10 protein-coding genes are annotated in these 13,385 nt (G+C 64.0%); 5 read left to right on the forward strand and 5 right to left on the reverse strand.

The genetic code is table 11. The features are described 5' to 3' along the window. Nucleotides 1-12: 12 nt before the first annotated feature. On the forward strand, nt 13-1,464 hold the full coding sequence (locus U1707_RS05155; protein WP_332798979.1) for a carbohydrate porin: 1,452 nt from the start codon (nt 13-15) through the stop codon (nt 1,462-1,464). A gap of 285 nt (nt 1,465-1,749) precedes the next feature. On the opposite strand, the gene U1707_RS05160 is transcribed toward U1707_RS05155, so the two are convergent. Then, nucleotides 1,750-5,142, reverse strand: coding sequence for a TonB-dependent receptor (locus U1707_RS05160; protein WP_332798980.1), 3,393 nt, complete (start codon nt 5,140-5,142; stop codon nt 1,750-1,752). 160 nt (nt 5,143-5,302) lie between these two features. On the opposite strand from U1707_RS05160, the gene U1707_RS05165 reads away from it, so the two are divergent. Genes U1707_RS05165 through U1707_RS05175 form a run of 3 tightly spaced genes read left to right on the forward strand, consistent with a single transcriptional unit; the run spans nt 5,303 to nt 9,530 of the window. Next, entirely contained in the window at nt 5,303-6,289 is a 987-nt protein-coding gene (locus U1707_RS05165) for a tryptophan 7-halogenase (protein ID WP_332798981.1), read from the forward strand. Then, nucleotides 6,286-7,788: a tryptophan halogenase family protein gene (locus U1707_RS05170; protein WP_332798982.1), complete on the forward strand. Its 1,503-nt coding sequence runs from the start codon at nt 6,286-6,288 to the stop codon at nt 7,786-7,788. The genes U1707_RS05165 and U1707_RS05170 overlap by 4 nt, the downstream gene beginning before the upstream one ends. Further along, on the forward strand, nt 7,788-9,530 hold the full coding sequence (locus tag U1707_RS05175) for a glycoside hydrolase family 9 protein (protein ID WP_332798983.1): 1,743 nt from the start codon (nt 7,788-7,790) through the stop codon (nt 9,528-9,530). Before U1707_RS05170 ends, U1707_RS05175 begins: the two co-directional genes overlap by 1 nt. Here the strand turns inward: U1707_RS05175 and U1707_RS05180 are convergent, their stop codons facing one another. The 4 genes from U1707_RS05180 to U1707_RS05195 form a co-directional block, all read right to left on the reverse strand. Then, entirely contained in the window at nt 9,531-10,523 is a 993-nt protein-coding gene (locus U1707_RS05180) for a cupin-like domain-containing protein (protein ID WP_332798984.1), read from the reverse strand. Nucleotides 10,524-10,911: 388 nt separating this feature from the next. Then, nucleotides 10,912-11,049, reverse strand: coding sequence for a hypothetical protein (locus U1707_RS05185; protein WP_332798985.1), 138 nt, complete (start codon nt 11,047-11,049; stop codon nt 10,912-10,914). 384 nt (nt 11,050-11,433) lie between these two features. Beyond that, nucleotides 11,434-11,748 (reverse strand): cupin domain-containing protein, encoded by a 315-nt coding sequence (locus U1707_RS05190; RefSeq protein WP_332798986.1) that lies wholly within the window; start codon nt 11,746-11,748, stop codon nt 11,434-11,436. Between the two features lie 392 nt (nt 11,749-12,140). After that, nucleotides 12,141-12,875, reverse strand: a complete 735-nt coding sequence (locus tag U1707_RS05195; RefSeq protein ID WP_332798987.1) for an SDR family NAD(P)-dependent oxidoreductase — start codon at nt 12,873-12,875, stop codon at nt 12,141-12,143. Nucleotides 12,876-12,957: 82 nt separating this feature from the next. Here U1707_RS05195 and U1707_RS05200 point away from each other — a divergent pair, with 82 nt between their 5' ends. Further along, nucleotides 12,958-13,362, forward strand: a complete 405-nt coding sequence (locus tag U1707_RS05200) for a winged helix-turn-helix transcriptional regulator (RefSeq protein ID WP_332798988.1) — start codon at nt 12,958-12,960, stop codon at nt 13,360-13,362. Nucleotides 13,363-13,385 lie beyond the last annotated feature (23 nt).

The following is a 13,385-nucleotide window of genomic DNA, read 5'->3' on the forward strand; positions in this document are numbered from 1 at the left end:
AAGGATCGTGTCATGGTAAAAACGAAAGTCGCCCTGTTTGCGGCGGGGGTAATGCTGAGCGTGGTCTCGGCGCCGGCCTTTGCCCAGACCAGCCCGGATGCGACGTCGGCGCAGAATCAGCAGGGTCAGCAGGGTCAGCAGGGTCAGCAGGATTCGGTCCCGGCCGTGCTGGGCAACGACGCGGCGGCACCCTCCGCCACGCCAAAGACCTGGCAACCACTGGCGGACAAGGGCGTTACGATCGCGCTCAACTATACCGGCGAAGCGGCGGGCAATCCCAGCGGCGGCCTGCGCCAGGACGCGGCCTATGCAGGGCAAGTCTATGCCGGGCTCGATTTCGACATGGACCGCATCGCCGGGATCGCTGGCGGCAAGATCCACGTCGCGGTAACCAACCGGCACGGCGACAGCCTGTCCAATCTGGCGATCGGCAACAACACGTCGGTGCAGGAAATCTGGGGTACGCAGAACACCCATCTCGCGATCCTGACGTGGGAGCAGACCTTCCTCCAAGGAAAGCTGGATGTCGAGGCGGGGAAATCGACCGCCAATGTCTCGTTCCTCAACTCGCCGCTGTACTGCAATTTCCAGTCGAACTCGGCATGCGGCAACCCGACCTTCATCTTCAAGGTCAGCAACTTCACCTACTTCCCGGCGTCGAGCTGGATGGCGCAGGCGACCGGGCACATCACCGACAAGGTCTATCTCCATGCCGGCGTGTATGAGGTAAACCCGGACCGAAAGCGCGCCGATGACGACGGATTCAGCTTTAGCACCAAGAATGCCACCGGGGTGATCGTGCCGTGGGAACTGGGCTATGGCACCGACTTCTCGAACGATCACCTGCCCCGCCATTATGCTGTCGGCGGCTGGTTCGATCGCGGCGATTATACCGATCCTTTGCGCGACGCGCAGGGCGGCCTCGCCGTGCTGACCGGGCAACCCTATGCTACGCAGCACGGCCGTTCGGGCATGTTCTTCCGCTTCGACCAGATGCTGACCCGGCCCGATCCCAAGTCGGAGCGCGGGCTGAGCATGTTCGGCGTCGCGATGGCCAATCTGTCGGGCCGCGTTACCGAAACGCATTATCTGGAAATGGGGCTGGTGCAGACCGGCACCTTTGCCGGGAGGGACAAGGATACGATCGGCTTCGTCCTCAACGACCAGCATTTCAGCGATCTCGCGCTCGACAATATCCGTGCGGCGCGGGTCTCGGCGGGGGGATCGCCCGACATCCCGCACGATCAATACATGATGGAGCTTGCATATGGCGCGCAGCTGAACCCGTCGATCCGGATCTCGCCCAACGTGCAATATATCGTCCACCCGGACCAGACCTCGGTGCCGTTCCGCACCAGCAATATTCACGATGCCTTCGTCGTCGGCTTCAAATTCACCGTCGACGCGGCCACGCTGCTCGGCAGCGCTCTGTCCCACGGGTCTCCGCGAGCAACGTTGCAATGACAGACATGCTCCGCCGGATGCGGGTGCTCGAATTCACCCGCGTGACCGAAGCGGCGGCGGCGGGCATGGCCGATCGCTAAATCTGGATCGAAAGACCCGAGCCGCGCGGGGGAAAAACACGCCGCCGCCCCTGCCCTTACGACATGCGTTCGAGGCGATGCGCTAAAGCTTCCGGGTGGAAGCCGCCGCGCGCGGACCCGACAATAAAGAGCGCGTCCAGCAACAGCGGGACGCCCTGAGGGGAAATTGGGCGACCTGCCCGAACCGGCAGGTCGCCTTTCGCGGTTATTTGAACGACGCGCGGATCGAGAAGGTGAAGCGGCGATCGGCGATGAACCAGTTGCGCGGCCGCGTCAGCAGATCGTCGTTGAGCACGTACGATGTCCGGGTGATGGAATTGCTCAGGTTCACGCCCTGGAACCCCATCTTCACCGACGGCGTGACCGCGTAGAAGATGGAGGCGTCGAGCTGTCCATATTTCTCCGCGAACACAGGCGAGTTCGGGGTGATCACGTCGCGAATCGTCAACAGGTTCTTCGACCGCCAATTATACGCTGCCCGGATTTCGAGCCCATTCCGCTGGTAAAACGGGCCGATATTATACTGATATTTGGACAATCCCTGCAAGGGAAGCGCACTGGTATCGACGTTCGAGATGACGCCCGCGGTGACGTTGGGATCGTTCGCGTCCAAATTCTGCTGGGACACGCCAGAAGACTTCACATAGGTGAAGTTGGCAGCCAGACCGAACCCGTCCAGGAAACCCGGCAGGAAGTCGTAGGTCTGCTGATAGCCGACCTCGAAGCCCTTCACCCGCCCGGTCTCGGTCGAGTTCAGCGGCGTCGTGATGATACCGTCAAACGTCGCACCGTTGTTGGTAAAGCTCTGGCGCTGCAGGCTGTTGGTCTGGACGCCGAACAAGTTCTTCTTGAACACCGATAGCGTCAGCTGACCGACGTTCGAGAAATACCATTCCGCGGTCACGTCGTAATTGTCGGCGCGGACCGGCTTCAAGAACGGGTTGCCAACCTGGAAGGTGGCCACCGGCGCGCCGTTGAACAGGATCGTCTGATCGCTCGTGTTCAGGCTGATGTTGTAATAGGAGCGCGTCAGGCCGAAATCGGGCGGCGCGACGCTTTTGGTGAACGCGGCGCGAAACTGCAAACCGCCGCCCACCGCCAGCTTCACGTTGAAGCTCGGCAGGAAATAATCATAGGTCAGCTTGGCATCGTTGGCGATCAATCCGCCATTCTGGAACGCCGCGGCGGAATCGCGGACATTCTGCGGCAGCGCACAGAAGCGCGATACCGCTTGTCCGCTGGCGGGTGCAGTGCAAGCGAACGATTGCTGCGGGAAGGCAAAGAAACCCGACGAGACGCGGCGCGTCTTGGTATAGCGCACGCCGATATTGCCGCTCAGGTTCCAGCCGTTCGACAGGTCGTTGCCGAACCGGGCCATCGCATAGGCCGCGTTGTTGCGCTCGCTGACCGGATTGATCTCGCCCGGCAGGAACGGCGTCCCGGCGATGGCGCCGGCCCGCGCCGCCAGCGGCACCCAGCCATTGGCACCCGACAGGTTGCTGGTGAAGTTGCGCCACTCCTGCGCGATCTGGGTAATCGCCTGCGTTGCGGCGCCGTAATCCTGCAGGAACGACCCCGGCACGAACACGCGTCCGCCGTTCGATGCGTCGTTGGCCTTACCGCGGAAGAAATTGTCATACAGAAATGCCTGTTGCGGCCCGAGCTCGCCGGCCGTGCGGGTCACCGGATTGCCGTCGATCGGCCGATCGAACCACACCGGACCACCCGGGCCGGTTGCGGCCGCCGCATTGTCCTGGTTATTGCCGCCGCCCCAAATCTCGCTGAGCACACCCCAGTTATACCCCGTCGACCGCGCCTCGTTCTGACGGTCTGCGAAGCGATACCCGACGCGGATCGACGTCAGCCAGCTATCCTCGGGGAAGGAATAGTCGAGATCGATGCGCGCGGCATCCTCGTTGCCCTTGCTGTCCTCGATATGGTCCATCGCCGAACGGTAGAAATTGTTATACGCATCGAGGTAGCTCGGGTGCGCCGCGTTCTGGTAGTTGTTCGGCGAGTTGGTGACGGGAATGAAGTTCACATAGGCCGGGTTGGTGCCGTCCAGGCGGATATCGGCATTCTGATAGGTCGTGCCCCAGACCGTCAGGTCGGTGACCTTCACCTGAGACCAGACATGCTGATAATCGAGGTTGATGCCCAGCCGGTTCGTCGCCTGCCACTTCAGGTTGAAGCTAGCATCGTTGGTGCGGAAGCGCGATTGGTTGCCGCGCGAGATGTTGTTGCTTTGCAAACCGTTGGTCGGCGTGCGCTGATCGCCGCCGTTTGCGGGGTCTTGGTCGGCACGATAGCCGTTCGGGCCGGTGATGGTCCCGCTCGTGAAGGCGTTGTCGTCGTCATAGGTGAAGCTGGTGCCGGGGAATGGCTGCGAATCGCCCGCCGCAAGCACATTGTCGGTCGCGACTTCGATCGAGTTCTCGGTCCACGCTTCGCGCGAATCCGTACGCAGGAACTGCGCCGTCGCGGTCATCGACTTGTCGTTGCTCCGCCACTGGCCGGCCGCCGAATAGCCATAGCGAGTACGGTTGAATTCCTGGCTGCGGATGGCGGCGCCGCGGGGCACGTACACGGTACGCCCGGTATTGACCGCGCCGGTGGTCGCATCGACCGGCTGTAGCAGCGAACCGTCGGCGCCGATCACGCGCTGCCCCCAATTCGAGATCTGTACGCTGTCGGCGCGGCTGCGGACCTGCGAGCGAACGAAACTGGCAAGGATGCCGAAATCGCCGATGCCGGTTTCCCAGCGATTGCTGCCCAGGATCGAGATGGTCGGCGCCGATTTCTTGACGAAGTCGCCGTAATTGTTCTCGAGCGTGCCGCCCAGGACCATACCGGTGGAATCGAACGGCAGGCGCGTGCGCAGATTGACCGAGCCGCCGATACCGCCTTCGATCATGTCGGCGGACGGGCTCTTGAACACGTCGACGCCGCCCAGCAGTTCGGCAGGCACGTCGGCGAACGACAGGCCGCGGCCGTTATTGGCGCTGAACGAATCGCGGCCGTTGATCTCGGACCGCGTATAGCTGAGGCCGCGGACGGTGACGCCCGACCCTTCGGTCGCGAAGTGATCGGGATCGACGCCAGCCGAGAAGCGGCTGATCGACACGCCAGGAACGCGCTGCAATGCTTCGGTGACCGAACGATCGGGCAGCGCGCCGATATCTTCGGACGAGATCGAATCACCGACGACTTCGGAATTGCGCTTGATCGCCTGCGCACTCTGCAGACTCTGGCGGATGCCAGTGACGACGATGTCCTGATCGGCAGCTTCGTCCTGCGGAGTCGCGGTGGACTGTTCGGCCTGCGTCACTTCGGCGCCGCCGGACGGCACCTGCGCGTTGGCGGAGGGCTGCGCCTGCCCCGTCGCAGCATCCGCCGGCGATGGCGCGGCGGCACGATCAGAAGGTGCGGTACGCTGAAGAGCGTTCGGTGTCGGCGCGCTTTGCGGCGCCACGTCGCCGGCCTGCTGCGCAAATGCTGCATGCGGAACCGCTGCCAGACACAGCGCCACCAGCGACACGCTACCCTTCAAGGCGTTCGTACGGCCGGCCGCGTTCAGGATTCTCGATTTATTTATCACGCCTGCATCCCCTGCTATGTTAGCGCTATCATGTAAATGCAGCGCCTTGTATTGAGATAGCGGTAGCGGAGCTAAGTGCTGGCAGCTAGAGACGAAAATATCGGATTTGAATGTTCAGGGCGGACCGTTGCTTTGTTACAACACTGTGAACGAGCGTAATGTGCCGGAACGTGGGAGAGTACGGATCGTCACCATTGGTGGCGGTACCGCCGGTTGGATGACCGCTGCAACATTTGCGATGAGCTTCGCGGGACGTTCGGCCGATGTTATTCTGATCGAGTCCGACGAGATCGGCGCAGTAGGCGTCGACGAAGCGACGGTACCGCACATTCGCTTCTTCAATCAAAGATCGGGTATCCACGAGGCCGATTTTGCACGGTGTACGAAAGCGACATTCAAGCTGGGCATCGAATTCCGCGAGTGGGGCCGGATCGGCGACACGTATATTCAACCGTTCAGCGATTTCGAGCACGACATCGCCCGCCTGCCGTTTCACCAGTTCTGGCTCCACGCCGCGCGCGACGGCGGCGCGGGTGTCCCCCCGTTCGAAGACTGCTCGTTGCCGATCTTCGCCGCGCGCGCCAACCGCTTTGCGCCCCCGCTCGACGATCCGCGCGCAATCGGATCGACCTATTCCTACGCCTATCAGTTCGATGCCGTGCTCTACGCCGCCTATCTCCGCGACTATGCCGAGGGGCGCGGCGTGGTGCGGATCGAGGGGGACATCTTCGTAGACTGTTCCGGGTTCTGCGCGCTACTGATCGAAAGCGCGCTTGAGGCGGGTCATAAGGACTGGTCGCACTGGCTCCGCTGCGACGCCGCCTGGGCGGTGCCGGGTGCCAACACCGGCCCCCTTACCCCGTTCCCCCGCGCAAACGCACGCGAGGCGGGATGGCAGTGGCGCATCCCGCTGCAACGGCTGTTCCGCTGGGAGGACGACCTGTTCGCCGAAGAGAGTTGGGTCGCAGTCTTGCTCGGGCAGGGCATCGTGCCGGAAGGCTGGGACCGCCTCGCCGATACGATCGATGCGCGCGATGTCGATGCACGGTTCGATCGATTGCGCACGATGTTCACCGACGCGGCGTCGCGGATGCCGCAACACGAAGAGTATCTCGCACGCACCTGCCCGACGCGCGTGTACGCATGAGCGACGCGCTGCGCTCGGTCGTCATCGTGGGTGGGGGCACGGCGGGCTGGATGGCGGCAGTCGCGTTCGGACGCCTGCTCGGCCCCACCGGCACGCGCGTGACGCTGATCGAGTCCGACGACATCCCGACGATCGGCGTCGGAGAGGCGACGATCCCGCCGATCCGTACCTTCCACGCGATGCTGGGCATCGACGAGGCCGCGTTCCTGCGCGCGACCGGCGGCAGCTACAAGCTCGGGATCCGCTTCGAAGACTGGACGCGCCCAGGCGAGACCTATGTCCACCCCTTCGGCCAGATCGGCACCGACATCGCCGGGGTGCCGTTCGCCGCGCAATGGCTGCGCGCGCGTCAGGCCGGGGTCGCCGACGCACTTGGCGCCTATTCGCTCGAAGCGCGCGCCGCCGAAGCCGGCCGCTTCTTGCGCCCGATCGCCAACGGTGATTCACCGCTATCCCGGATCGGCTATGCCTATCATTTCGACGCCGGCCGCTATTCGACGTTCCTGCGCGCCGAGGCCGAGGCGCACGGCGTCGTCCGCCGCGAAGGCATGGTCGACCGCGTCGAGCGCGGCCCTGCTGGGATCGCCGCGGTGCGTCTCGCCGACGGCAGCCGTATCGCCGGCGACCTGTTCCTCGACTGTTCGGGGTTTCGCGCGCTGCTGATCGAGGGCGCGCTGCAAGCCGGCTGGACCGACTGGTCTGAGTGGCTGCCGTGCGACCGCGCCGTCGCCGTGCCCTCGACCGCCGACGCCGCACCACTAGCGCTCACTCGCGCCATAGCCCAGCCCGCGGGCTGGCGCTGGCGTATCCCGCTCCAGCACCGCACCGGCAACGGGCATGTCTTTTCGAGCCGCCATTGCAGCGAGGACGAGGCGACAGCCACGTTGCTGGCCGGTTTGGAGGGCGAGGCGCTCGCCGACCCTCGCGTGATCCGCTTCGCTACCGGCCACCGCAACCGCTTTTGGAGTGGCAACTGTATCGCGCTTGGCCTGGCCGCGGGGTTCATGGAACCGCTTGAGTCGACCAGCATCCATCTGGTGCAGAGCGGGTTGCAGCATCTCCTGCGGATGCTCCCGACGGGCGGCGCGCCTGTCCCAGCGATCCTGGACCGCTACAACCGCACGATGACCGCGGAGTTCGTCCGGATCCGCGATTTCCTCGTCGCGCATTATCATCTCAACGCCCGCACCGAGCCTTTCTGGCGCGAGCGCGCGGCGGCGCCGATCCCGGCCGGCCTTGCCGAAAAGCTGGCGCTATTCCGCGCCGGAGGGCGCATCTTTCGCGAGGCGGACGAACTGTTCAACGAGGTCAGCTGGCTTGCGCTGCTGACCGGCCAGAACGCCGCCGTCATGGGCTACGATCCGATCTGCGACGCGATGCCGATCGATACCGTTGCCGCCCGGCTTGCCCAGATCGAGCGCGTCGTCGCTACGTCGATGACGCACATGCCACCCCATGCCGACGCACTAGCGCTATTGAGCCAGAACAGGACAATCTGATGCCCTTCCCTCTTCTCCTTGCCGCCGCCGTCATAAACCTCAACCAGCTAGGCTTCCGCTCCGACGACCCCAAGCGCGCGATCGTCGCGGATGTGGCGACGCGCCCGCTTGACTGGGTCGTGGTCGATGACGCCGGCAGGACGGTACTGACCGGGCGGACCAGCGTCGGCGGCAACGACATGGTCTCAGGCGACCACGTCCATCTCGCGACCTTCTCCGCGCTTACCCGAGCCGGCACCTATCGCCTGCGCGTCGATGGTGCCGACAGCGGTCGCTTCCGGATCGGCCGTACCGTCTACGCCCCGTTGGCGCTGAACGCGTTGAACTTCTTCTACCAGCAGCGGGCCGGCACGCCGATCGAGGCGCGCTGGGCCGGTGCGCGCTGGGCGCGCGCGGCAGGGCATCCGCACGAGGTCGCGGGATGCTTCTCGGGCGCGGACGAGAAGGGCAATGTATGGCCCGGCTGCCCCTACACGCTCGACGTCACCGGCGGCTGGTACGATGCGGGCGATCAGGGCAAATATGTCGTCAATGCCGGCATCGCGGTATGGACGCTGCAGAACCTGTACGAGACCCGCCTCGCCCGCCGCCTGTTCGCGGACGGGCAGGCGCGGCTGCCGGAAGCCGGCAACGGCCATGACGACCTGCTCGACGAGGCACGGTGGGAAGTCGAATGGATGCTGCGCATGCAGGTTCCCGCCGGCAGCCGTCTGGCATTACCGATCGGTCCGCAGGATCGGTCCGGCAAACTCACGCTGACGGCGGTCGATGCCGGAGGCATGGCGCATCACAAGGTCGCCGACGCGCACTGGACCGCGCTGCCTACCGCCCCCGCCGACGACAAGGAACCGCGCCTGCTCTATCCGCCTTCGACCGCGGCCACGCTGAACCTCGCCGCCGTCGCGGCGCAGGCGGCCCGGCTTTGGAAGCCGATCGACCCCGCCTTCGCGGCGCGCTGCCTTGCCGCCGCGCAAGCAGCCTGGACGGCGGCGCAGCGAAACCCTGCGATCTTCGCAGCACAAGGTTTCACCGGCAGCGGCGGATACGGCGACGAGACGCTCGACGACGAACGCGCCTGGGCCGCCGCCGAACTCTTCGCGACTACCGGCGACGTAGCGTATCGCGCATCGCTGCCGACCGGCGCGACCGGCGAACCCGGCTGGCCCAGCGTCGCGCCGCTCGGCACGATCACGCTCGCGACTGCAAGCGGTGTACCCGCCGCAATTCGCGACAGTGCGCGTACGGCGATCGTAACGGCCGCGGACGGATTCCTCGCCGAGATCGCGCGGTCTGGATACCGCATTCCCTACGCCTCGCAGACCTATAGCTGGGGCTCGAACTCGACCGTGCTGAACCGCGCGATGCTGCTCGGTCTCGCACAGCGTTTCACCGGCGACGCCCGGTACCGCGCGGGCGTCGTCGATGCCGCGGACTATATCCTCGGCCGCAATCCGCTCGGCCAATCCTATGTCTCTGGCACCGGGTGGAAGCCGCTGACCAACCCGCATCATCGCTTCTGGGCGCACCAGCTCTCCTCCGCCTACCCGCCACCGCCGCCAGGCGCCGTGTCGGGTGGCCCCAACAATAGTGCCATGGCCGACCCGGTCGCGATGAAGCTGAAAGGCCATTGTGCGCCGCAACGCTGCTGGGCAGACGACATCAACGCCTATGCGCTGAACGAAGTCGCGATCAACTGGAACGCACCGCTGGTCTGGGTCGCAGCCTATCTCGACGGCGACTGATCAGCGCCGCTGGAGCGACTTCAGCAGGTAGCCGCGGATCCGTTCGGTACGCTCGGGCGATGCGGGACCCAGCACGCCGCGTGCCGCTTCGGGCAGATGATCGCCCGCAGCGGTCGCGTCGTCTGCGAACACATAATGCTCGAACCAAGCCCGCCACCCGGCCTTCTCCGCCGCCGGGCGATCGCGTACCGCCATCATCGCATGCACCATCGCGTGGAACGCCGACACGCTCGGATCGAACGCCCACCAGTAATTGCAGAGCACGTTGAGCGTCCCGAACGCCTGAACATGATGCCACCAGATCGCCGGGATGAACAAAGCATCACCCGGCCCCAGATCGGCGACAAGGGCATGACCTAGCGCCTCGGCATAGCGCGGAAAGCTGTCGAGATCGGGCGCGAGCGGATCGACCATGCTCGACGGCGGCCCCGCGAGCGTCCGGTCGAGCGGCCCGACATACAGATTGCCGACCTGATCGGGCGGAAACAGCGTAAAGCGGCGGCGCCCCGCGACGACGCAGGCAAGATTGGTGGAGCCGTCATAATGCGTCGCGGTCTGCGATCCGTTGCCGATCCACAGCCGCGGCGTCGCTCCGCCGAGAGGCAGGTCGAGCGGATTGGCCGCCGCCCAGCCCGGCAGGTGCTCGGGCGCAGTCGCCGCATTCGCGTACAGGATATGCCGCTCGCTCTCGGGTACGCTCGACAGCCGCAACAACTCGCTTAGCAAAACCCCCAGCGGGGCTTGCTCGCGGTGGAAATTGAACCCTTCCAGATTATCGCCGCGATAGAAAAAGCGGCCACCGAATTCCGGGCCGCCGATCAACACTTCCATCGGCTTGCCACCATCGCCGAGCCCGGCCAGATACGCCGCCGTCGCCCGATCACCATTCCTAGCCGCGCGCACGCTCGCCCAATGCGCAACCTGCCCGCGCAACACGATCGGCGTATCGCGCCCCGCCACCTCGGCAGCAAAAGTCGCGGCGTCGACCGCCACACGCTCCTCGACGCATGCAATGGCAGAAGCGGAACTTAATGTGTTCATCCGACTGCTAATAGCAGGATATTACACCTCAATATATCGTGTTCGAGCCAGCGCGGCACCGTCTTTTCCGACTTGCAATGCCTGGCGCCGTGGACATCTTGGCGAAGGGCCGGATTGTCGAGGACGCGTATCGCCGAGCGTGACCGCCTTCGGGCCTGATCGATCCGGTCCGTGGATGCATCGACCACCCGCCGTTGTTGCAAGAGCAAGGGGTTGCCAGTCTGCGCGGCCCGGCGCGGCGCGTTACGGGTTGGTTGCATAGGCCGTCGCTATCTCGCCGCGCAGGGTTTCCGCCGAGGCCGTTGCGGCAAGGAACGCCACGCCGATCAGCGCCAGCCATTCAGTCACGGCGGAGCGCCCAGGCCGGCGCGGCATGGCTAGCGTGGAGCGACTGGCCCAGCACGGTCAGCCTCGCGATCGAAAGCGCGAGCAGACTGGCGCTGACGAAATAGAGCGGGGACAAGGCGATCTGGCTCACTCCCAGACACTCGGCACCCCTTTTCGCTTCCGAACTTCGCACGCTCGTTCATCGCTGCGATAGCCCGCTTTGACGTCCGGCTACCCGTTCGCGAAAATCGCCAGTTGGGAAGAGTGCGGACATCCCGCTGTTGCAGAAGCGGATGGCGATAGCCGACCTTCCACGGCACTGCCGTCTTTCTCGAAAGGTATGGTCGATCGGGAATGGCCGAGTCTGCTGGTTCGCCGCCTGACGGCTTTGGCTGCAAACCTGGAATCGCCAATTATTGGCCGCTAATCTCTGCAAAAGCTCGTTTCGGTGTACGGTAGAATCGTCTCGACGACTTCCGGACTGAGCCCGACCGTTCCGAGTGGAATGGATTTCGAGCATGGTAGCTGGAATGCCCTAGCTTAATTGCTCGGCCAAGCTGCGGGTCCGTTCCGTTATCTCTTCACCGGTATGCTTGGTTTCCGCTGGCTCGATCAGCAAGACCCAGCATTCTTCCTCCGCCACTGGATTATGGCGAACGCCGCTCGGAACGGTCAGAAAATCACCCTCTTGAAGATCGACTGCCCCATCCTCGAACTCGATCCGTAAAGAGCCCTTTACGATATAGAATAATTTGTCCTGGCCGTCATGCGCATGCCAAGTCAACTCGCCCTTTAGCTTCGCGACTTTGAGCAACTGGTTATTGACCTGGCGAATACCTTTGGCGACCAATGATCTGTTACGCGATCGAACGCGGCCGCTAGCGTTGTGGGGGACAGCACTTTCATCTCCAACGGGCGGTATGGTCAGGTGGCAATGATGGTAGACGAAGCGAGGAGCGATGGCGATGAGCTTATCAGACGGCCTTAGCGCAGTTTAGCGACTGCCCGATTGGGACCCATGACGGGACGGCGGTCTTACAGACCGCGGCAGCAGCAGTCCGGGACGTCCGCTTTATCTGTTCCCGGACTTTTCTCGAAACGACCGTTCGGAGGTGGGAAAACAGGAATTGTTGCGCTGAACGATCGCTGCCTTCGTGATCTGGAATGCTAGCCTGAGGGTCGTTTGGACGACCGGTACCGCATTCTAAGACAGCGGGCCTTTTCGCCCGCTGGCTTAGTTCCTCAGATTTGAGCCAGGCCTCCATCGGTGAACAGCTCGCTGCCCGTCATGAAGCTGCTGTCCGACGAGGCGAGGAACGCAGCGGCCGCCGCGACTTCGGATGGGTCGCCGACATGGCCGATCGGCGTGGTAGACCCCATCTCGATCATCGCGTCACGACCGACGACCTCGGCCGCCAGTTCGGTCAGCGTCGGTCCAGGCGACAGGACGTTGACGCGAATACCCGTACCGCGCAGATCCTGCGCCCAGCTGCGCGCGAGGTTGCGAACAGCGGCCTTCGACGCGCTGTAGATGCTGAACGCAGGCGTTCCCATCACGCCGGTGGTCGAGCCGGTGAGGATGACCGAACCACCCTGGCCCATCAGCTTCAAGCCCTTCTGCACCGTGAAGATCGTGCCCTTCACATTGATGTCGAAGGTCTCGTCATAATGCTCGGACGTGATCTCTGTAAGCGGCATGAGCGCGCCGGTTCCGGCATTGGCAAACAGGATATCGAGCGTGCGGCGCTCCTGCTTCACCGTATCGAACAGCCGGTCGAGATCGCCGGCATCGGTGACCGATCCCATCACCGCACGCGCATTCTCGCCGAGCGTGGCCACTGCTGCGTCCAACTTCTTCTGCCTTCGCCCGAAAATGTAGACGACCGCCCCCTCCTCGATGAAGCGCTTTGCCGAAGCCAGGCCAATGCCCGTGCCGCCGCCGGTAATGATCGCAGTCTTGCCTTCTAGTCGGTTCATACATGCCTCCAGTTCTTGGTTGCATGCAGCTGGCCCTCAACCTACCTATCGACAAGTATGCACCTTTTGGTAAGTCTCTAGAATGTCCGACACGCTCCAACCCGCCGCTGCAGATTCCGCTCCCGTTGCTCCCGCCTTCACCTGCGGCCTCGATGCGACGCTCAAGATCATTTCCGGTAAATGGAAGCCGCTTATCCTGTATTTCCTGCTGCGCGGGCCGACGCGCTACGGCGAACTCAAGCGCGCCGTGCGCGACGTGAGCGACAAGGTGCTGATCCAGCATTTGAAGGAGCTGGAAGCGGACGGCGTATTGCGCAGGACCGACTATAAGGAGGTGCCGCCACGCGTCGACTACACGCTGACGCAGCTTGGCCAGAGCCTCGCCAGAGCGCTCGAGCCCTTATGCACCTGGGGTACCGAAAACATGGCGGAGATGCAGGCGATCTTCGTCGAGCGCGATAACTGGATTCGCCAGAAGCACGCCTGACTGCGGCGTGGCGGACACGCGCG

Source organism: Sphingomonas sandaracina (assembly GCF_036663695.1).
Lineage (GTDB): Bacteria > Pseudomonadota > Alphaproteobacteria > Sphingomonadales > Sphingomonadaceae > Sphingomonas.

Excerpts from the sequence above, each read along its gene's own strand:
- U1707_RS05175 (WP_332798983.1), top strand. The coding sequence starts at position 7,788 with ATGCCCTTCCCTCTTCTCCTTGCCGCCGCCGTCATAAACCTCAACCAG.
- U1707_RS05200 (WP_332798988.1), top strand. The coding sequence starts at position 12,958 with ATGTCCGACACGCTCCAACCCGCCGCTGCAGATTCCGCTCCCGTTGCT.
- U1707_RS05195 (WP_332798987.1), bottom strand. The coding sequence starts at position 12,875 with ATGAACCGACTAGAAGGCAAGACTGCGATCATTACCGGCGGCGGCACG.
- U1707_RS05170 (WP_332798982.1), top strand. The coding sequence starts at position 6,286 with ATGAGCGACGCGCTGCGCTCGGTCGTCATCGTGGGTGGGGGCACGGCG.
- U1707_RS05155 (WP_332798979.1), top strand. The coding sequence starts at position 13 with ATGGTAAAAACGAAAGTCGCCCTGTTTGCGGCGGGGGTAATGCTGAGC.